The organism is Pseudomonas sp. 1 R 17 (assembly GCF_900067035.1).
Taxonomy (GTDB): Bacteria; Pseudomonadota; Gammaproteobacteria; order Pseudomonadales; family Pseudomonadaceae; genus Aquipseudomonas; species Aquipseudomonas marginalis.
In genome coordinates this window covers 1-18,882 of sequence record NZ_FKLB01000062.1, presented here as the reverse complement: position 1 = coordinate 18,882, position 18,882 = coordinate 1, and the positions used below count along the sequence as shown (strand labels likewise).

Annotated in this window: 18 protein-coding genes and 1 pseudogene; 8 read left to right on the top strand and 11 right to left on the bottom strand. The window is 59.4% G+C overall.

The genetic code is table 11. The annotated features are described in order from the left end of the window. Positions 1–105: 105 nt before the first annotated feature. Both BFP99_RS25625 and BFP99_RS25620 read right to left on the bottom strand, forming a co-directional pair. Positions 106–489, bottom strand: a complete 384-nt coding sequence (locus tag BFP99_RS25625) for a PaaI family thioesterase (RefSeq protein ID WP_065925818.1) — start codon at positions 487–489, stop codon at positions 106–108. Beyond that, positions 489–2,825: a Tex family protein gene (locus tag BFP99_RS25620; protein ID WP_065948518.1), complete on the bottom strand. Its 2,337-nt coding sequence runs from the start codon at positions 2,823–2,825 to the stop codon at positions 489–491. The genes BFP99_RS25625 and BFP99_RS25620 overlap by 1 nt, the downstream gene beginning before the upstream one ends. Before the next feature lie 356 nt (positions 2,826–3,181). Here BFP99_RS25620 and ompR point away from each other — a divergent pair, with 356 nt between their 5' ends. After that, positions 3,182–3,922: an osmolarity response regulator transcription factor OmpR gene (ompR, locus tag BFP99_RS25615; RefSeq protein WP_015373500.1), complete on the top strand. Its 741-nt coding sequence runs from the start codon at positions 3,182–3,184 to the stop codon at positions 3,920–3,922. Positions 3,923–4,038: 116 nt separating this feature from the next. Next, positions 4,039–5,352: an ATP-binding protein gene (locus BFP99_RS25610; RefSeq protein ID WP_065925816.1), complete on the top strand. Its 1,314-nt coding sequence runs from the start codon at positions 4,039–4,041 to the stop codon at positions 5,350–5,352. A gap of 96 nt (positions 5,353–5,448) precedes the next feature. On the opposite strand, the gene rimK is transcribed toward BFP99_RS25610, so the two are convergent. From rimK to BFP99_RS25595, 3 genes are read right to left on the bottom strand one after another with little or no spacing between them, the layout of a single operon-like run. Next, entirely contained in the window at positions 5,449–6,354 is a 906-nt protein-coding gene (gene rimK, locus BFP99_RS25605) for a 30S ribosomal protein S6--L-glutamate ligase (protein ID WP_003171022.1), read from the bottom strand. Then, the gene (locus tag BFP99_RS25600; protein ID WP_169899741.1) at positions 6,351–6,800 is read right to left on the bottom strand and encodes a retropepsin-like aspartic endopeptidase RimB; all 450 of its coding nucleotides are present in this window, start codon (positions 6,798–6,800) and stop codon (positions 6,351–6,353) included. Before BFP99_RS25600 ends, rimK begins: the two co-directional genes overlap by 4 nt. A gap of 46 nt (positions 6,801–6,846) precedes the next feature. Further along, a complete protein-coding gene (locus BFP99_RS25595; RefSeq protein ID WP_065925815.1) occupies positions 6,847–7,626 on the bottom strand; it encodes a S6 modification regulatory phosphodiesterase RimA in 780 nt (259 codons plus the stop codon). A 116-nt stretch (positions 7,627–7,742) separates the two neighbouring features. Here BFP99_RS25595 and BFP99_RS25590 point away from each other — a divergent pair, with 116 nt between their 5' ends. Continuing rightward, positions 7,743–8,150: an RNA-binding S4 domain-containing protein gene (locus tag BFP99_RS25590; RefSeq protein WP_027605149.1), complete on the top strand. Its 408-nt coding sequence runs from the start codon at positions 7,743–7,745 to the stop codon at positions 8,148–8,150. A gap of 42 nt (positions 8,151–8,192) precedes the next feature. Here BFP99_RS25590 and BFP99_RS25585 read toward each other — a convergent pair whose 3' ends face one another. Further along, on the bottom strand, positions 8,193–8,996 hold the full coding sequence (locus tag BFP99_RS25585; RefSeq protein WP_065948517.1) for a phosphatase PAP2 family protein: 804 nt from the start codon (positions 8,994–8,996) through the stop codon (positions 8,193–8,195). A 126-nt stretch (positions 8,997–9,122) separates the two neighbouring features. On the opposite strand from BFP99_RS25585, the gene hslO reads away from it, so the two are divergent. Together hslO and BFP99_RS25575 are read left to right on the top strand one after the other, a co-directional pair. Next, positions 9,123–10,025: an Hsp33 family molecular chaperone HslO gene (gene hslO, locus BFP99_RS25580; RefSeq protein ID WP_027605147.1), complete on the top strand. Its 903-nt coding sequence runs from the start codon at positions 9,123–9,125 to the stop codon at positions 10,023–10,025. Between the two features lie 179 nt (positions 10,026–10,204). Continuing rightward, positions 10,205–11,746, top strand: a complete 1,542-nt coding sequence (locus tag BFP99_RS25575; protein WP_065925812.1) for a phosphoenolpyruvate carboxykinase — start codon at positions 10,205–10,207, stop codon at positions 11,744–11,746. A 127-nt stretch (positions 11,747–11,873) separates the two neighbouring features. On the opposite strand, the gene BFP99_RS25570 is transcribed toward BFP99_RS25575, so the two are convergent. From BFP99_RS25570 to BFP99_RS32445, 4 genes are all read right to left on the bottom strand, one after another. After that, complete coding sequence (locus tag BFP99_RS25570; protein ID WP_027605145.1) at positions 11,874–12,230, bottom strand: DUF1493 family protein; 357 nt, start codon at positions 12,228–12,230, stop codon at positions 11,874–11,876. A gap of 1,040 nt (positions 12,231–13,270) precedes the next feature. Beyond that, on the bottom strand, positions 13,271–13,567 hold the full coding sequence (locus tag BFP99_RS25560; protein WP_065948515.1) for a hypothetical protein: 297 nt from the start codon (positions 13,565–13,567) through the stop codon (positions 13,271–13,273). A gap of 301 nt (positions 13,568–13,868) precedes the next feature. After that, positions 13,869–14,468, bottom strand: a complete 600-nt coding sequence (locus tag BFP99_RS25555; RefSeq protein WP_065948514.1) for a putative adenosine monophosphate-protein transferase Fic — start codon at positions 14,466–14,468, stop codon at positions 13,869–13,871. Further along, a complete protein-coding gene (locus BFP99_RS32445) occupies positions 14,468–14,638 on the bottom strand; it encodes a YhfG family protein (RefSeq protein WP_083221252.1) in 171 nt (56 codons plus the stop codon). The genes BFP99_RS25555 and BFP99_RS32445 overlap by 1 nt, the downstream gene beginning before the upstream one ends. A gap of 176 nt (positions 14,639–14,814) precedes the next feature. Here BFP99_RS32445 and BFP99_RS25550 point away from each other — a divergent pair, with 176 nt between their 5' ends. The 3 genes from BFP99_RS25550 (at position 14,815) to BFP99_RS25540 (ending at position 18,609) form a co-directional block, all read left to right on the top strand. Then, positions 14,815–15,990 carry a tetratricopeptide repeat protein gene (locus BFP99_RS25550; protein ID WP_065948513.1) on the top strand — a complete coding sequence of 392 codons (1,176 nt, stop codon included), beginning with the start codon at positions 14,815–14,817 and terminating at the stop codon, positions 15,988–15,990. A gap of 226 nt (positions 15,991–16,216) precedes the next feature. Beyond that, the gene (locus BFP99_RS25545) at positions 16,217–18,154 is read left to right on the top strand and encodes a RecQ family ATP-dependent DNA helicase (protein WP_065948512.1); all 1,938 of its coding nucleotides are present in this window, start codon (positions 16,217–16,219) and stop codon (positions 18,152–18,154) included. A gap of 23 nt (positions 18,155–18,177) precedes the next feature. Then, a complete protein-coding gene (locus tag BFP99_RS25540; RefSeq protein ID WP_065948511.1) occupies positions 18,178–18,609 on the top strand; it encodes an acyl-CoA thioesterase in 432 nt (143 codons plus the stop codon). A gap of 83 nt (positions 18,610–18,692) precedes the next feature. Here the strand turns inward: BFP99_RS25540 and BFP99_RS25535 are convergent. Beyond that, positions 18,693–18,882, bottom strand: a pseudogene (locus BFP99_RS25535) (hypothetical protein); the annotation flags it as partial.

The window sequence follows — 18,882 nt, the reverse complement described above, 5'->3', positions numbered from 1 at the left end:
CGTTAAAAAAGCCTACTTCACTCCATGAATTGGGCTATAGCGCAGCAAGAAAATTCCGACGCTGTTATCGCAGCGCCGAAATTAACTCAAATCGGGGGCGGGGAGCTATAGGACAGCGAACGTGCCCTGTGCTTTTGCGACAAGTCTTTCGTCCTGATACACATCGGCTTCGACCACCAGCGTGCGCCGACCGGCGTGAATCACGCGGCTGGTACACAGCACGTCACCGTCTTCCACGGCGCGGATGTAGTTGATCTTGCATTCGATGGTCGCGCTCTGCTGGTCAAACCCATGGGCGCTGGAGCAGGCCAGTCCCATGGTGATGTCCACCAGGCTGAAAATCGCCCCGCCATGGAGCTTGCCCGCGCGGTTGCGCAGGTGCGGCTCCAGGGTCAGGGCCACTTCGGCAACGCCTTCTTCGAGGCGTTGCAGGCGGCAGCCGATCAGTTCGCTGAACGCGCTCTGGGTCAAACCGGCGGGGATTTCCATCAGCGTTTCTTCAACTGCTTGGCGTTGGCGAACAGCGAGGCCATGGCGTTGTTGCTTGGCGCTGCGGTGGCGGTTTCCTTGCGCGGTTGACTGTTTTCGGAGCGGTTCTGCGACTGGCGCGGTGCCGAGCCCGGACGTGCACCACGGGCGCCGTCGATTTTTTCCCCTGGGGTATCGCTCATGCGCATCGATAGGCCAACGCGTTTGCGCGGGATGTCGACTTCCATGACCTTGACCTTGACCACATCACCGGCCTTCACGGCTTCGCGCGGATCCTTGATGAACTTCTCCGAAAGCGCAGAGATGTGCACCAAACCGTCCTGATGCACGCCGATGTCCACAAACGCGCCGAAGTTGGTCACGTTGGTGACCACGCCTTCGAGGATCATGCCCAGTTGCAGGTCCTTGAGGTCTTCGACGCCGTCCTGGAACTCGGCGGTCTTGAACTCGGGGCGCGGGTCGCGGCCAGGTTTTTCCAGCTCTTGCAGGATGTCGGTGATGGTCGGCACGCCGAAGGTTTCGTCGGTGTACTTCTTTGGGTCCAGGCGCTTGAGGAACGCGGCGTCGCCGATCAACGAGCGGATGTCGCGGTCGGTCTCGGCGGCGATACGTTGCACCAACGGATAGGCTTCCGGGTGAACGGCGGACGAATCCAGCGGGTTGTCGCCGTTCATTACGCGCAGGAAACCGGCGGCTTGCTCGAAGGTTTTTTCACCCAGGCGGGCGACTTTTTTCAGCGCGGCACGGGTTTTGAACGCACCGTTTTCGTCGCGGTGAGTGACGATGTTCTGCGCCAGGGTGGCATTGAGGCCGGAGATACGCGCCAGCAGCGCCACGGAGGCGGTGTTCACGTCCACGCCCACGGCGTTTACGCAGTCTTCCACCACCGCATCCAGGCCGCGTGCCAGTTTCAGCTGTGACACGTCGTGCTGGTACTGGCCGACACCGATGGATTTAGGATCGATTTTCACCAGCTCTGCCAGCGGATCCTGCAGGCGACGGGCGATGGACACCGCGCCACGGATCGACACGTCGAGGTCCGGGAATTCCTTGGAGGCCAGTTCCGACGCCGAGTACACCGAAGCACCGGCTTCGGAGACCATCACCTTGGTCATCTTCATGGCTGGGTATTTTTTGATCAGTTCGGCGGCCAGCTTGTCGGTTTCACGGCTGGCAGTGCCGTTGCCGATGGCGATCAGGTCCACCGCATGCTTGGCGCACAGGGCGGCCAGGATGGCGAGGGTCTGGTCCCACTTGTTGTGCGGCACGTGTGGGTACACGGTGGCGTGGTCCAGCAGCTTGCCGGTGGCATCGACCACGGCGACCTTGCAGCCGGTGCGCAGGCCCGGGTCGAGGCCCAGGGTGGCGCGCGGGCCGGCCGGTGCGGCCAGCAGCAGGTCGTGCAGGTTGTGGGCGAAGACGTTGATCGCCTCGGTTTCTGCGCCGTCGCGCAACTCGCCGAGCAGGTCGGTTTCCAGGTGGGTGTAGAGCTTGACCTTCCAGGTCCAGCGCACGACTTCACCGAGCCACTTGTCCGCAGGACGATTCTGATTCTGGATGCCGAATTGTTGGCCGATCATGCCCTCGCACGGGTGCATGGTGCCCGGCAGTTCGTCGCCGACTTTCAGCGCGGAGCTGAGAATGCCTTCGTTGCGGCCACGGAAAATCGCCAGCGCACGGTGGGACGGCATGCTTTTCAGCGGTTCGTCGTGTTCGAAGTAGTCGCGGAACTTGGCGCCTTCTTCCTCTTTGCCGGCGATGACGCGGGCGCTGAGGGTGGCTTCCTGTTTCAGGTAGTTGCGCAGTTTTTCCAGCAGGTTGGCGTCTTCGGCGAAGCGTTCCATCAGGATGTACTTGGCGCCTTCGAGGGCGGCCTTGACGTCGGCAACGCCTTTCTCTGCGTTGACGAAGCGCGCGGCTTCGGTGTCCGGGGTCAGCGTGGGGTCGTTGAACAGGCCGTCGGCCAGTTCGCCCAGGCCGGCTTCCAGGGCGATCTGGCCCTTGGTGCGGCGCTTCTGTTTGTACGGCAGGTAAAGGTCTTCGAGGCGGGTCTTGGTGTCGGCGAGCTTGATGTCGCGTTCAAGCTGAGGCGTCAGCTTGCCCTGCTCCTCGATGCTGGCGAGGATGCTGATACGCCGTTCGTCGAGTTCTCGCAGGTAGCGCAGGCGTTCTTCAAGGTGCCGCAGCTGGATGTCGTCGAGGCTGCCGGTCACTTCTTTCCGGTAACGGGCGATGAAGGGCACCGTGGAGCCTTCATCCAGTAGAGCGACGGCCGCTTCGACCTGTTGTGGGCGTACGCCGAGTTCTTCGGCGATGCGGCTGTTGATGCTGTCCATAAAACCACCTGAAATTCTGAAAAGCAGCCCGCAGGCCCGGGAAACAAGGCCTGGCGCGGCTGGTTGAGCGGCCCGACCGGCGCCGCTACCTGGGTCAAGAGGCAGCCTATTGACCCTCGAAATCGAAAAAATCACCACAAGCGGGGAAAAAAAGCCCGGCAGTAAACGGCAACGATCTGACGTTGCCCTGCACGAAGGCGCCGCATTATAACCAGCGTTCTGCCCTTGGGGGGTACTGCGCCAGTGGTTGGAAGGCGAGGGTTCGCTGGCAGTAGAGGAAAAATCTGCTAACAATGCACACGGTGCGTATAACGGCAGCTACGCCATAATGCGCGCCGAGATAAGAGGAGCATCCAATGAGCAGCACTGCACAAACTGCTGAAGGCGAAAAAATTCTCATCGTTGATGACGATCCGGGGCTGAGCAGCCTGCTGGAGCGTTTCTTCAACTCCAAGGGCTACCGTGCCCGCGCGGTGCCGAACACCGAGCAGATGGACCGTCTCCTGGGGCGTGAAGTATTCAACCTGGTCGTACTCGACCTGATGCTGCCCGGCGAAGACGGCCTCACCGCCTGCAAGCGCCTGCGCGGCGCGAACAACCAGATTCCAATCATCATGCTGACCGCCAAGGGCGATGAGCTGAGCCGCATCAAGGGTCTCGAGCTGGGCGCCGATGACTACCTTGCCAAGCCTTTCAACCCTGACGAGTTGATGGCGCGGGTCAAAGCCGTGCTGCGTCGTCAGGCGCCGCCGGTACCGGGCGCGCCGGGCAGCGAAGACGAAAGCGTCACCTTTGGCGACTACGAGCTGTCGCTGGCGACCCGCGAGCTCAAGCGTGGCGACGAAGTGCATATGCTCACCACCGGTGAATTCGCCGTGCTCAAGGCGCTGGTGATGAACGCGCGTCAGCCGCTGACCCGCGACAAACTGATGAACTTGGCACGCGGTCGCGAATGGGACGCCCTGGAACGCTCCATCGACGTGCAGATTTCCCGTCTGCGCCGGATGATCGAGCCGGACCCGTCCAAACCTCGGTATATCCAGACTGTCTGGGGTGTGGGCTATGTGTTTGTGCCGGATGGCACCGCAACCAAGTGACCGATGATTTGCAGGGCGGGCATCCTGGCGCTTGACTCCATGAGGGTCGACGGGATGCCCGGCGTCTGCAATTCTGCGAGCGCCGCTCGTTCCTGCAAGGTGTCCAGCTGTCTTCTATGAAAACCCCTCTGTGGTTCCCGCAAAGTTTCTTCTCCCGCACCCTTTGGCTGGTGCTGATCGTCGTGCTGTTTTCCAAGGCGCTGACACTGGTTTATCTGCTGATGAACGAAGACGTGCTGGTGGACCGGCAGTACAGCCACGGTGTCGCCCTGACACTGCGTGGTTACTGGGCTGTAGACCCTGAGAACCGCGAAAAGGTAGCCAAGGCCTCGACGTTGACCCGCGTTGACGGGGCTGGTGTACCCGAGGGTGAGCAGCATTGGCCCTACAGCGAGATCTACCAGCGCCAGATGCAGGCCGAACTGGGCGAGGACACCGAGGTGCGCTTGCGCATGCATGTTTCACCTGCGCTGTGGGTAAGGGCGCCGAGCCTTGGTGATGCCTGGATCAAGGTTCCGCTGTATCCGCACCCTTTGCGGGGGCAGAAGATCTGGAACGTGTTGGGTTGGTTCCTGGCCATCGGCTTGCTTTCCACCGCGTCGGCGTGGATTTTCGTTCGCCAGCTCAACCAACCGCTTAAGCGCCTGGTGTTTGCCGCCCGCCAATTGGGCCAGGGGCGCAGCGTGCGCCTGCCGGTCAGCGATACGCCCAGTGAAATGACCGAGGTGTATGGCGCCTTCAACCAGATGGCGGAGGATGTCGAACAGGCCGGGCGGGAGCGCGAGCTGATGCTGGCGGGGGTGTCCCATGACTTGCGCACGCCCTTGACGCGATTGCGCCTGTCCCTGGAGCTGATGGGCAACCATAGCGACCTCACCGACGACATGGTTCGCGACATCGAAGACATGGACGCGATTCTCGACCAGTTCCTGGCGTTTATCCGTGATGGTCGTGACGAGGTGGTGGAGGAAGTCGATCTCACGGACCTGGTGCGTGAGGTTGTGGCGCCCTACAACCAGAATGGCGAGCAAGTGCGCATGCGCCTTGAGCCGATCCAGCCGTTTGCGTTGCGTCGGGTGTCGATGAAGCGCCTGCTGAACAACCTGATCGGCAACGCTTTGCACCACGCCGGTTCGGATGTTGAAGTGGCTGCGTATGTGTCTGGCGACAGTGCTGCGCCGTACGTAGTGCTGAGTGTGATGGACCGGGGGGCGGGCATCGATCCGGACGAGCTGGAGGGTATCTTCAACCCCTTCACCCGTGGCGACCGTGCCCGGGGTGGCAAAGGGACCGGCTTGGGGCTGGCGATCGTGCGGCGGATTGCGTCGATGCACGGCGGCAATGTCGAGTTGCGTAACCGCGAAGGCGGTGGCCTTGAGGCGCGGGTACGCTTGCCGCTTGGGCTGATGCTGCCCAGAGATGCGGTATAGAAACAGCTGCAAGTTTCAAGCTGAAGCCGCAAGAGAAAGGCACACAGCTTTTGCCCTTTCTTGCAGCTTATAGCTTGAAGCTGACAGCTCCCGTCTCTAACCCTTGCCCTTGGTCCTGGTCATATTCGGCCCACCATTCTTCTCCAGATGTTGAATGATGATCCCCGCCACATCCTTCCCAGTGGTGGTCTCTATCCCTTCCAGGCCCGGCGACGAGTTCACCTCCATTACCAGTGGCCCATGGTTGGAGCGCAGGATATCCACACCCGCCACTGCCAACCCCATGACCTTGGCCGCCCGCAGCGCGGTCATGCGTTCTTCCGGGGTGATCTTGATCAGGCTGGCGCTGCCGCCACGGTGCAGGTTGGAGCGGAACTCTCCGGGCTTGGCCTGGCGCTTCATGGCTGCGATCACCTTGTCGCCCACCACGAAGCAGCGAATATCCGCACCGCCGGCTTCCTTGATGTACTCCTGGACCATGATGTTCTGCTTGAGGCCCATGAATGCCTCGATCACGGATTCCGCTGCGGTCGCGGTTTCACACAGCACCACACCGATGCCCTGGGTGCCTTCCAGCACCTTGATCACCAGCGGCGCGCCGTTGACCATTTCGATCAGGTCGGGAATGTCGTCGGGGGAGTGGGCAAAGCCGGTGACCGGCAGGCCGATGCCCCGCCGCGAGAGCAGTTGCAACGAGCGTAATTTGTCCCGCGAGCGTGCAATGGCCACGGATTCATTGAGGGGGAAAACCCCCATCATTTCGAATTGGCGCAACACGGCGCAGCCATAGAACGTCACCGAGGCGCCAATCCGAGGGATCACCGCATCAAACCCCTCCAGCGGTTTACCGCGGTAATGGATCTGCGGCTTGTGGCTGGCAATGTTCATATAGGCACGCAACGTGTCGATCACCACCATTTCGTGGCCACGTTCGGTGCCGGCCTCGACCAGGCGGCGGGTGGAATACAGACGCGGGTTTCGCGACAGCACAGCAATCTTCATGCAGCACCTGGGGCAGAAATAGTAGAGACCGGGAACACCGGCTTGTCTTGAACGTACTTGACGCCGGGATTGACCACCAGATGGCCGTCAATCAGCGCCTTGGAACCCAGCAACAGGCGATAACGCATGGCTTTGCGGCAGGCCAGGGTGAACTCCACCCGCCATACCCGATCACCCAGTGCCAGGGTGGTGCTGATCACGTAGCGCACCTGCGCATGGCCATTGGAGCTCTTGATGGTTTTCATCGTCACCAGGGGCGCTTCGCAGCGGCGGTGACGCAGTTGCACGACGCTGCCCAGGTGCGCGGTAAAGCGCACCCACTTCTCGCCGTCGCGCTCAAACGGCTCGATGTCGGTGGCATGCAGGCTGGAGGTGCTGGCACCGGTGTCGATCTTGGCACGCAGGCCTGCCACTCCCAAGTCGGGAAGTGCCACCCACTCACGCAGACCTACAACGGTCAAATGGTCAAATGTCTTCAATATGGGTAACCGGTCAATTCGCCCAGGCCTGAGGAGAAACCTCGGCCAGGGCTTTGAATGCAGGCTTGGCGAACCAGTAGCCTTGCATCAGAAATATTCCACAGTCAGACAGAAAGTCGCGTTCGCCGGCACTTTCGATGCCTTCGGCGATGACAGTAACGTTCAACTGCTCACAGATTGTGACAATCCCCTGGACGATCACCTGACGGACACGATCCTGGTCGACATCGCGGATCAGCGCCATGTCGAGTTTGATCAAGTCAGGTTGGAAATCAGCCAACAGATTCAGCCCCGAATAGCCCGCGCCGAAATCATCGATAGCGGTCTTGAAGCCGAATTCGCGGTATTCACGCAGAATATTCGTCAAATGGCGATAGTTATCTACATGCTCGCTTTCCAGTGTCTCGAAAATCAGTTGATCCAGCGGAAAATTGTTCGCGCGCGCCGCCTCCAGGGTGCTGCGAATGCACAACTCCGGACGGTACACGGCGTTGGGCATGAAGTTGATGGAAAGGTGGGTTTGCATCCCCAAAGCTGCAGCACCGGCAATCGCCTGGGTGCGGCAGCGCTGGTCGAAGCGGTAGCGGTTGCTGTCGTTGACCTGGTCCAGCACCGACAATGCCCCTTCGCCCTGTGTACCGCGCACCAAGGCTTCGTGGGCAAAAATCGAATGGTCCCGAAGGTCAACGATAGGCTGGTAGGCGAAAGCAAACTCGAAACCCAAGGGTTCGCTTTGCTGGCAGCCTGCGCAACGCTGTTCAGGCGAGGTGAGTGAAGTAGGAAAGTCGGTCACGGCGTATCCTCGCGAAAACAGGGTGCTACCTGGCGTATCTTAGGTGAGCCTTGAGGTTTATGCGTCGAAGGGTTTCAACGTTACAGTTGCGACATTTGTCAGAGCGAGGAATTCAAGTGGCTCAAAAGCAGGAAGAGGAAGAAAAGGTCCGTCTGGACAAGTGGCTTTGGGCGGCGCGTTTCTTTAAGACACGTGCCTTGGCCAAGGCCGCGATTGAGAGCGGCAAGGTGCATCATCGAGGCGAGCGCTGTAAGCCGGGCAAAGAGCCACGTGTCGGTGATGAGCTGCAGATTCGGATAGGTTTTGACGAAAAGACCGTCGTGGTTCAGGCACTTTCCATCGTGCGCCGTGGCGCCCCCGAAGCACAGGCGCTGTACACCGAAACCGAAGCCAGCATTGCCAGGCGCGAAAATGCGGCAGCCCTGCGCAAGGCGGGCGCCACGGGGATGACCACCGATGGCAAGCCGAGCAAGAAGCAGCGCCGCGACCTGTTCAAGTTTCGCGGCAGTGGCAATGATGACTGATCGCGCAGCGGCCCATTCAAATGAGGGAGGGGGCTTTCAGCGTTAAGGGGATGTACGCACGACGCTCAATCCACTGATCACTGGCAGCTTGCCAAGTAACCTGAAGATCGGCGTCGTCACGTGTAACAAAGCGGCCGACACCTTCGCTGCAAACGGCGTGTAACAACCCCAGCCCAACGCCAACAGTGCCAGCAGCACCCCGCCGATATAATCGTCCTGCCCCCAATGCGCGCCCGCTACCAGCCGCGGCATCATGAACAACAGCGCCAGGCCCCAGATCACCAGCACCTGGCCGATACGCTTGGCGAACACGCTCATGAACATTGCCCAGATCAGCAACACCGAGGCGTGATCCCCCGGAAAGCTTTGGCTTGAGCGGTCCTTCAGCTCCCAGGTCTTCTCCAGCCCCGGGAAATAGTCGCTCATCTGGATCGCCCCGGCGATAACCATCGACGGGCTGCTGTGTTGCCAGCCCATCTGCGCTGCGAGTTTGGAAAACAGCATGCGGATAAACAGCAAGAGCAACAAAATACCGACAAAACCTAACAGGGCCTGGCGTACCTGCGCGGCTTTGAACACCCAGTCGCCGCGAATCATCAGCATCAGCAGGATCACCCCGACCACCGCATCAAACGGCCGCAAACTGGCCACGGCCCACACGTGCAGCCATGTCGCGTTGCTCGCCAGCGGGTCGTTGAGAAGGTGAAACAGCCACTCGTCGAAAATCACACACAGCATCTGCCCCGTGGGCCACAGCCAAAAACACAGCAGCCCGATAGCGAGTAGATTGCACAGAGCCCATCGCCGGAGGTTCCACTTGGCTTGGAACAAACCCGGATTGTTCATAAACTGTCCCTCTTCGCTCTAAATAAGCTCTCTGTTTCCAGGAGAAAGCCGCACCAAGATGGTGCTAAAGCGTTTAATTTTATAAACCTTGTAACCAATTTGTCATCAATTCAGATACCCAGACCTATGACTGATCTACCGGATACCGACTTCACCCAACGCTTCATCTTCGATGAGAGCGACGCCCGCGGCGAAATGGTTTCGTTGGAGCGCAGCTACGCCGAAGTCCTCGCCAAGCACCCCTATCCGGAACCGGTCGCACAACTGCTCGGTGAGCTGATGGCCGCTGCTGCGTTGCTGGTAGGCACCATGAAGTTCGACGGTTTGCTGATCCTGCAAGCCCGTTCCGAAGGGCCGATTCCGCTGTTGATGATCGAGTGCTCCAGCGAGCGCGAAATCCGTGGTCTGGCACGTTATGAAGCCGACCAGATTGCCCCGGACGCCAGCCTGGCCGAGCTGATGCCCAACGGTGTTCTGGCGCTCACCGTCGACCCGACCTCAGGCCAACGTTACCAGGGCATCGTCGACCTCGACGGCAAAACGCTGTCGGAATGCTTCACCAACTATTTCGTGATGTCCCAGCAAGTGGGCACCAAGTTCTGGCTCAACGCCGACGGCAAGCGCGCCCGTGGCATGTTGCTGCAACAACTGCCGGCCGACCGTATCAAGGACGACGAAGATCGCGCTGAAAGCTGGCGGCACTGCATTGCCTTGGCCGATACCCTGAAAGCCGAAGAACTGCTGGGCCTGGACAACGAAACCATCCTGCACCGCCTGTACCACGAAGACCCGGTGCGCCTGTTCGACGCGCAGACCTTGCACTTCCACTGCAGCTGCTCCCGTGAGCGTTCGGGCAACGCCCTGGTCAGCTTGGGCCTGGAAGATGCGCAGAACCTGGTGGTGGAACACGGTGGCAATATCGAGATCGACTGCCAGTTCTGCAACGAGCGCTACCTGTTCGACGCTGCCGATGTAGCGCAATTGTTCGCTGGCGCAGGCATCGACACGCCTTCCGACACCCGCCACTAAAACGTTTAAGCACAGGTAAATCACCTGTCAAATGCCGGATTAGAGGCGTTCTGACGGGAGGGCCCTACTCTTTTTGGGCTTTTCTGGCATAATCCGGCCCACTTTTTTCGCGGTAGTAGTGCGCAACTTTCTACTACAAAACGTTTGGAGCACTCGGCCACAGGCCGACGGGGAACCTCATGACGCAAGCCAATAACGCCGTATACACCGATCTGAGTGTTGACGATCTGGTCAAAGAAGCCCTGCAGCGCGGTGAAGGCGTGCTTGCCGATACCGGCGCGCTGGTCGTGGAAACCGGTCACCGTACCGGCCGTTCGCCAGTCGACCGTTTCATCGTTGAAGAGCCTTCCACCCAGGATTCCATCGCCTGGGGCCCGATCAATCGCAAGTTCCCGGCCGACAAGTTCGATGCCCTGTGGGCACGCGTCGAGGCGTTCAACAATGCGCAAGAGCATTTCGTTTCCCACGTTCACGTAGGGGCCTCCGAAGACCACTACCTGGCCGTGAAAATGACCACCCAGACTGCCTGGCAGAACCTGTTCGGTCGTTGCCTGTTCATCAACCCGGCCCAGTACAACCCGGCCGGTCGTGACGAGTGGCAAGTGCTCAACGTGGCCAACTTCGAGTGCGTGCCTGAGCGTGATGGCACCAACTCCGACGGTTGCGTGATCCTTAACTTCGCCCAGAAAAAAGTGCTGATCGCCGGCATGCGCTACGCCGGTGAAATGAAGAAAGCCATGTTCTCGGTGCAGAACTACCTGCTGCCGGCTTCCGACGTACTGCCGATGCACTGCGCCGCCAACATTGGCGAAGCCGGCGACGTGACCCTGTTCTTCGGTCTGTCGGGTACCGGCAAGACCACCCTGTCCGCCGACGAAAGCCGCTACCTGATCGGTGACGACGAGCACGGCTGGGGCGAAGGCGTGGTGTTCAACATCGAAGGCGGTTGCTATGCCAAATGCATCGACCTGTCCGAGAAGAACGAACCGGTTATCTGGAAAGCCATCAAGCACGGCGCCGTGTTGGAAAACGTCGTCATCGACGAGGCCAAGCACGCCGACTATGCTGACGTGAGCCTGACCCAGAACAGCCGCGCCGCCTACCCGCTGGAGCACGTTGCCAAGCGTTCCGAGAAGAACCTGGGCGGCGAGCCAAACGCGGTGATCTTCCTGACCTGCGACCTGACCGGCGTACTGCCGCCCGTGTCCATCCTCAGCGAAGAACAAGCGGCCTACCACTTCCTGTCCGGCTACACCGCACTGGTGGGCTCGACCGAAATGGGTTCGGGCAGCGGCATCAAGTCGACCTTCTCCACCTGCTTCGGCGCACCGTTCTTCCCGCGCCCGGCCGGCGAATATGCAGAGCTGTTGATCAAGCGCATCCGCGGCTTCGGCTCCAAGGTCTACCTGGTCAACACCGGCTGGACCGGCGGTGGCTACGGCGTTGGCAAGCGCTTCAATATCCCGACCACGCGCGGCGTGATCGCAGCGATCCAGAGCGGCGCGTTGATCGGTGCTGAAACCGAACACCTCGACACCATCAACCTCGACGTGCCATTGGCCGTACCGGGCGTTGAGACCGGCCTGTTGAACCCACGTAACACCTGGGCTGACAAGGCCGCTTACGATGAAGCAGCGAAGGCGCTGGCTGGTCTGTTCATCGAGAACTTCAAGAAGTTTGAAGTGAGCGATGCGATCAAGGCTGCGGGTCCGAAGTTGTAAGATTCGGTCGCTGTTAAAAAGCCGCTCCTTGTGAGCGGCTTTTTTGTGCGCGAAAGGTTCGTCGACGATAGGCCGAACCATTGCCCCTCCACCTTTGACTTGCGGTGTACCTGGAGCCGGTATTCGCTCAGCTCAGGTTTTCCAGCGTCTGCGTGTCCCAGCTGTGGGTCTTGATGGCCAGGTAGAGCATGCCGATGGTCAACGGGACCTTGTCGCCATGCCCCTTGCCCCGACGCTTGAGGAACACGTCAAAGACCGGTGGGTTGAAGTAACGATAAGTGTCGTAGTCGCCCAGGTCGAGGGCGAACTCCTGCTCCAGCGCTTCCATGAGCTGCTTGGCTTCGCTGCCGTCACAGCCCAGGTCGAAATTGAGTGAGGTTTGCAGGCGGATGGTCTTGTGTTTCGGCAGGCCGATTTCTTCGTGCAGCAGTTGAAGGAGTTGCTGCATCACGGGGTCTTCGGGGAAGTTAGGGGCGAGGTTCATGGTGGGTGCACGCAGGAGTGGGTGAAGGGGCTGGTTGCGTTGGAGGCGGTATTTGTTTCGAGTGATGAAGAGCGCCAAGCCTATCAAGAATACAAAGACAGGTAGGAGGGGCATTCTGAGGATCACCGCTACATAGGGTAGTAGGAACGTCAAAATAAGGCCTGTTGTAAGAAATGTGACTGCGAAGTGTTTTCTGAGCATTGGGTCTGTGATTTGGTAGTGCAGCACCAAATAGATAATGAGAAAGGAAGCGGATTGAAGGTAAAGGGCCATGCCACTAAGACTCGTCCGAGTAGACATGCATTGAGAGTGTTGACCGCTGAGGCCCTATGCCTCCTCTCACACTGGCATCCAGACCGATGATGATGTCTCCAGCGTGATATCTACGAAGCTTGCCGGAAATCGTATCTCCAACGAAGCCCGCGGTTACGGTTGAAATGGCAATCCCTGGTGCTTTAACCGCTCCGGAGATTATTTGTTTGATGAGCACGTTTTGGTCGTTTAACCGATCGGCCTGATTCCGTCTCAAAGGATGGGAAATCGCGACCGCCCTTTCGCATGGCAAGTCTCTGGCCAGCATTTTTTCGTACAGCCTACGTATCTGATCGCGCACTTGTCGCGCTGCCGTTTTTGTTTCAAGCAGGCATAGATTGGCCAAAGCATGCCGATTGTCAGGCACAACAGTGAAGCGAATCACTGTGAAGATGACGCCATAGTGGCCGATGTGTTGAGCCCTTTCGATGTTCACAGGTTTCTGCCGAGAAAGTTGAGACCGCGCTATTTTCATTCAGCTACGGGTAACTTCTGTAGAGGGTCAAGCGTGTGTTTGGAGCAGTTTGGGAAGGGGATGTCGCGTTGTTTGGAGGTTTCCTACAACGGTTTCCGGCATTTGTGGCTTGGCAGTGCTTTAACAGGCAACGCGGGTCAATGGTAGGAGCGAGCTTGCTCGCGAAAAACTCAAGGACGCCGCGTTTCTTCTGGCTTACCGCGTCATCGTTGATGATTTTCGCGAACAGGCTCGCTTCTAAAAAGGGTGTTGCTTAGATTTGTGCTTGTTCGGTTTGTAGTTGTACGTGTTGCGCCGCTTCCGGCAAATCACAGCCGTCTTGGACGAGCAGGTACAAGGCGTTGGTGATGTGGGAGATGTCTTTGAGGTCGGAGTGTTCGAAGGTCAGGCAGGAGAAGGTTTCCAGTAAGTCGGTGGCTGCGCGGATGCGTTGGTGGGCGGCGGACTGGATGTCTTCGGCTTTGGCTTGGGTGTCGATGAGAAGCGGATGGGTATCAGTGAAATTGGTGCGTAGATGACGATAGCGGTTCATCGTTTCAGGTATTTGCATTTGAAGGTGCTCGGTTTGCTGTTAGGTAACCGACATCACCGTGGCCAAACGGTGGGTGGCGGACTGTGCGCGGGTTGGCCAGCCGGAAACAGCACTCCGACACGTCCGAAGACGTCCCCCACACAGCCGCCATAGCACTGCTATACGAGACGATAGACGTTCGCAGAGCGAGTAATGGCACTTATGTGTGCTGTTTTCCGGGTGACCAAACCCGGCCGCTGATTTGGCAGCGACGGTGCGAACCTTAGAAGTGAGTGTGCGCTCGGGCAATAAACAGATGGTTTAATCGTTCGTGGTTCGATCAGGCGCTGGCAGGCCTGCTGACACACCGCTCAAAAATCGCCTCCAACCCCCGATAATCACACGCCACCGCATCAATATTCGCCGGTATCCATGCCGCGTGTTTGACCAGCCACCAGTTCACTGAAAACCCCGCATTGACGATGATCTGTTCGAACAAAATCCGCTGCGCCCGGCCGTTGCCCTCGCGGAAGGGGTGGATGACGTTGAGGTCGCCATAGGCTTCGGCAATCTTGCTCACCAACTCGGTTTGGCTGGCACCGACAAACCAGTTTGCCTCTTCCATCTGCCGGATGATCTTCGCGGCTTCCGGGGGGATGCGCTCCGGGGTGCAGAACAGGGTGTCGCCTTTCTGGATGTTCACGCTGCGCAACTCACCGGCCCAGTCGTAGATGTCACCGAACAGCGTGCGGTGGATGTGTTGCAGGCGGTCGAGGTCGTAGGGCGGGGGGAAGAGGGGGAGGCTGCCTACGGCGATTTCGGATAATTCCCGCTCGGCCTGGTGCAGGCGGGCTTCGTCGAGCAAATCGAGGCGGTTGCGCAGGACGCTGCTACCGGGATAGCAGTACGGATCCTGGCCCACCCCGTATTTGTCGAGCATCAGCGTGGCGTGTTGCGGTACTTGGCAAGCACTGTTTCGCGGGTCGGCAGGGGTTTGTCGACGTCGGCCGGTTGGGTGTCGAACCCTTCCAGGCGCAGGCTGGCCAGGTAATTGGAACGGCGGATCTTGTGGTAATGATCCTGTTTTTGCTCAAACGTCAGTTCGCTCATCGCAGCGCACTCCTGGGTAGCAAGGTTTGATTGTAGCGCAATGCTTCAACGGGAAGGCGGGATAAAAACCACGTCACATTCTGTACAAAAAATCCGCCGACACTCGGAATTCAGCGTATGTTTCACCGCAAAATCTTGTAGGGCGATTTCCGCCCGCTACTTAAAGGGAGTTAAGCATGGGTTTGCTTCGTGTTGCTTCGGCGATGTCGTTGTGTGCGGTGGCTTTTTCGGTCCAGGCCGGGCAGTTGCCGATCGAAGTGCTCAGTGCGGTGGTCAAGGACCAGAAAATCGCTGATGCCGAAGTGCTGCTGCAACGCAACGGCGCACAGAATGTGGTGGGCCGCACCAACGCCCAGGGCCAAGTGACGCTGACCAGTGAGGCCGCTGATGATGCGAGCAACCTGCTGATCATCAAGAAACCTGGCTACTCCAACCTGGTGGTGAAGTGCCCATGCGCGGGCATGACCTACGCCATCAGCCCGGTGATGGAAAACCTCGATGGCCTGCGTGTGGTGCTGACCTGGGGCAAGACGCCGAGTGACCTCGACTCCCACATGATTTTCCCCGGCAATAACATCTACTTCGAGAACCAGAAGGGTACCGACGCCGAGTTGGATGTGGATGACACCGACAGCTACGGTCCGGAAACCATCACCCTGCAGAAAAAGCACTACGGCGAAAGCTACGTCTATGCCGTGCACGACTACAGCAATGGCGGCAATCCAGGCTCGCGCCAGTTGTCCGACAGCGAAGCCAAGGTGTTCGTGTACATGGGCCAATCGCTGGTGCGTACCTACTACGTGCCCAAGAGCCGCAGCGGCAACCTGTGGACGGTGTTCCGCATGACCGGCAGCGGCGACTTCCAGGACATCAACACTTTCAGTGGCGTGACCGTGAATGCGGCGAATGTGCTGAACGAAGTCAAACCGCTGCTGGATGACAGCGTGGCGGTCACCGCCGTCACCGTCAGCTCTTCCGTACAAACCGATGCGAAGCGTCTGAACCTGCAGGGTGAAGCGGCCTACCAGGCCGGCAAGCTGGACCAGGCCATCGACCTGTTCCGCCAGGCTATCGAGCTGGACAATGGCTTCGGCAAGGCCTACGGCAACCTCGGCCTGGCGTATCAGAAAGCCGGCAACACTGCCGAGTCGATCTGGGCCAATCGCAAGGCTATCGCCCTTGCCACCGGCGCCAATGCTGCCACCGTGCGTGCAGGTGCCTACTACAACATTGCGCGGATCTACGAAGCGGCGGGGCAGTTCCCGGATGCATTGCGTCACTACCAGTTGGCCAAGGAGCAGAAGGCCAACCCGGTGTATGACACGGCGATTGAGCGGGTGCAGAATCGCTGATTCAGCTGTAGCGCAGGTCTGAAATGTGGGAGGGGGGCAATCCCCCTCCCACATTTGGTTTGTGGTGTTCCTACAGCCACAGTCGAACTTGTCAAATTTGGCCCAAGGCCATTGCTGCACCCTGTGTATCATCCTGTCTCTTTTTTCCATGCGACCTTTCTCGATTCGCTGAGCTTGCTGGGCTACGTTTTTAAGCCACCTTCAGCGGTCAATGGAGTGACAGCCTATGCACGACACCCTCCAGCAGGTCTTTGGTTATCCACAGTTTCGTTTGGGCCAGGAAGAAACGGTCAGCGCCGTACTGGCAGGTCGTTCGGCTGCGGCCATTTTTCCTACGGGGTCGGGCAAGTCCCTGTGTTATCAGCTGTCGGCGGTGTTGCTGCCGCACCTGACGCTGGTGGTGTCGCCGTTGTTGGCGTTGATGCAGGACCAGTTGGGCTTCCTGCAACGCCACGGTATTTCGGCGGGCAGTATCGATTCGGCGCAAAGCCGCGAGGACGCCAATGACGTGATGGCCCGGGCGCGTTCCGGCGAGCTGAAAATCCTGATGATTTCCGTGGAGCGCTTGAAGAACGAGCGTTTTCGCCACTTCCTGCAAAGTGTGCAGATCTCGCTGCTGGTGGTGGATGAGGCGCACTGTATTTCCGAGTGGGGCCACAACTTCCGCCCGGATTATTTGAAGCTGCCGGACTACCAGCGCCAGTTCAAGATCCCACAAGCGCTGCTGCTGACGGCTACGGCCACGCCCAAGGTGATTGCCGACATGCAGGCCAAGTTCGCCATTGCGCCGGACGACGTGGTCACCACGGGCTTCTACCGGCCCAACCTCGACCTGTTGGTGGAGCCGGTCGCCGGTGCGGACAAGCATCGTCGCCTGGTGCAGTGGATGGGCGAGCGGGCCAACCAGCCCAGCATCGTCTACGTCACCTTGCAGAAAACCGCCGAGCAGATTGCCGAGCACCTGAACCGCAACGGTATCCAGGCCGAGGCGTATCACGCCGGCTTGCCCCACGACAGGCGTGAGGGCATCCAGCAGCGCTTCATGGCTGGGCGCTCCAATTGCATCGTCGCTACCATCGCGTTTGGCATGGGTATCGACAAGAGCGATATCCGCAATGTCGTGCATTTTGACCTGCCCAAATCCATCGAGAACTACAGCCAGGAAATCGGCCGTGCGGGGCGTGATGGGCAGCCCTCGGACTGCGTGGTGCTGGCCAACCGCGACAGCCTCAATGTGCTGGAAAACTTCGTGTACGGCGATACGCCCGAGCAGGACGGTATTCGGCGGGTGCTGGAAGAGTTGCAGGCAGCGCGCAGTGAAGGGCAGTGGGAGTTCCTGCTGAGGTCGCTGTCGGACCACAGCAACATCCGCGAACTGCCACTGAAGACACTGCTGGTGCAATTGGAGCTCAAGGGCGTGATCGCGCCGCGCTACGCGTTTTATGCCGAGTACCGCTTCAAGTACCTGGTCGAGCCCGAGGCCCTGCTGGCGCGTTTTTCCGGCGAGCGCCAGCAGTTTGTCGCGGCGATCATCCAGGTGTGCAAGCGCGCGAAAACCTGGGCGACCGTGGATTTCGACGCGCTTTACCAACAACACAATGCCGAACGCAGTCGGGTGGTGAAGGCCCTGGATTACTTCCAGGAACAAGGCCTGATCGAGTTGGAAAGCAAGCAGATGACGGAGGTCTACAGCCTGCTGGATATCGAGTTTGATCCACAGGTGTTGAGCGCCGAGTTATACACAGGCTTCAAGCAGCACGAGGTGACGGAAGTGGCGCGGATTCATGCCATGCTCGATCTGTTCGCCACCGAACATTGCCTGGGGCAGCGCCTGGCGCGTTACTTTGGTGATGAAAATGCACCGCAGCGCTGCGGGCACTGCTCTGTGTGCCACGGCCACGTCGCGCATTTGCCGGCGCCGCCGAGCCTGCCGCCGCTTGTGGATAAAAACTTCATGGGGCTGTGCGGTGATTTTATCCACAGGCATCATGAGCACACCGGCCAACTGCCGGGCGCTGAGCGGCTGACACGGTTCCTGGGGGGTATCAGCGTGCCGTTGTTTACCAAGTTGAAGGCGCGGGGCATTCCCGGTTTCGCAGCGCTGGAAGACTACCCCTACGCCGACGTGCGTGAGTGGGCCCAAGCCCACTTGAGTGACCTGTAACCCTACTTTCATGAGACGTGCCCATGCCTGAATCAATGCCGCAACGCGCCGATTACCGTCACTTCCAGCCGATCATCACACGCTGGCACGACAACGATGTGTACGGCCATGTGAACAATGTCACCTACTACAGCTTCTTCGACACGGCGGTGAATACCTACCTGATCGAACAGGGTGGGTTGGATATTCATGACGGTGAGGTGGTGGGGTTTGTGGTGAGTTCGGCGTGCGATTACTTCGCCTCTATTGCCTTTCCCGACCGCCTGGACATCGGCCTGCGGGTGGGCAAGCTGGGCAACAGCTCAGTGCAGTACGAATTGGCGGTGTTCAAGGCAGGCGAAGAGGAGGCCTGTGCGGCGGGGCGCTTTGTGCATGTGTTCGTGGATCGGGGGACGAACCAGCCGGTGACGATTCCGGGGATGTTGCGCGAGGCGTTGCAGCGGTTGGTGGTCTGACTTCGGCGTTGCAGGCACCACGGAACCCGATGTGGGAGGGGGCCAGCCCCCTCCCACATCGGTTTTTCAGTGTTCTTTAGCGCTTAGCGGTGACGGTAGTGATGCTTGTTCTTGCGATGCCCGTAGGCATGGCCGCGGCCGCGATGGTCGTCGCGGTCATAACGGCGGCTATCACGACTACGACGATCATCGTCATCGCTCTTGTTGCCCATGTAGTTGCCCAGCGCACCGCCCGCGCCACCGCCGGCCGCTGAACCGATCAGTGCCCCGGTG

What these genes read in the sequence shown, in the direction of transcription:
- BFP99_RS25625 (WP_065925818.1), bottom strand. Translation starts at nt 489, where the DNA reads ATGGAAATCCCCGCCGGTTTGACCCAGAGCGCGTTCAGCGAACTGATC.
- BFP99_RS25620 (WP_065948518.1), bottom strand. Translation starts at nt 2,825, where the DNA reads ATGGACAGCATCAACAGCCGCATCGCCGAAGAACTCGGCGTACGCCCA.
- ompR (WP_015373500.1), top strand. Translation starts at nt 3,182, where the DNA reads ATGAGCAGCACTGCACAAACTGCTGAAGGCGAAAAAATTCTCATCGTT.
- BFP99_RS25610 (WP_065925816.1), top strand. Translation starts at nt 4,039, where the DNA reads ATGAAAACCCCTCTGTGGTTCCCGCAAAGTTTCTTCTCCCGCACCCTT.
- rimK (WP_003171022.1), bottom strand. Translation starts at nt 6,354, where the DNA reads ATGAAGATTGCTGTGCTGTCGCGAAACCCGCGTCTGTATTCCACCCGC.
- BFP99_RS25585 (WP_065948517.1), bottom strand. Translation starts at nt 8,996, where the DNA reads ATGAACAATCCGGGTTTGTTCCAAGCCAAGTGGAACCTCCGGCGATGG.
- hslO (WP_027605147.1), top strand. Translation starts at nt 9,123, where the DNA reads ATGACTGATCTACCGGATACCGACTTCACCCAACGCTTCATCTTCGAT.
- BFP99_RS25575 (WP_065925812.1), top strand. Translation starts at nt 10,205, where the DNA reads ATGACGCAAGCCAATAACGCCGTATACACCGATCTGAGTGTTGACGAT.
- BFP99_RS25570 (WP_027605145.1), bottom strand. Translation starts at nt 12,230, where the DNA reads ATGAACCTCGCCCCTAACTTCCCCGAAGACCCCGTGATGCAGCAACTC.
- BFP99_RS25560 (WP_065948515.1), bottom strand. Translation starts at nt 13,567, where the DNA reads ATGCAAATACCTGAAACGATGAACCGCTATCGTCATCTACGCACCAAT.
- BFP99_RS25555 (WP_065948514.1), bottom strand. Translation starts at nt 14,468, where the DNA reads ATGCTCGACAAATACGGGGTGGGCCAGGATCCGTACTGCTATCCCGGT.
- BFP99_RS32445 (WP_083221252.1), bottom strand. Translation starts at nt 14,638, where the DNA reads ATGAGCGAACTGACGTTTGAGCAAAAACAGGATCATTACCACAAGATC.
- BFP99_RS25550 (WP_065948513.1), top strand. Translation starts at nt 14,815, where the DNA reads ATGGGTTTGCTTCGTGTTGCTTCGGCGATGTCGTTGTGTGCGGTGGCT.
- BFP99_RS25545 (WP_065948512.1), top strand. Translation starts at nt 16,217, where the DNA reads ATGCACGACACCCTCCAGCAGGTCTTTGGTTATCCACAGTTTCGTTTG.
- BFP99_RS25540 (WP_065948511.1), top strand. Translation starts at nt 18,178, where the DNA reads ATGCCTGAATCAATGCCGCAACGCGCCGATTACCGTCACTTCCAGCCG.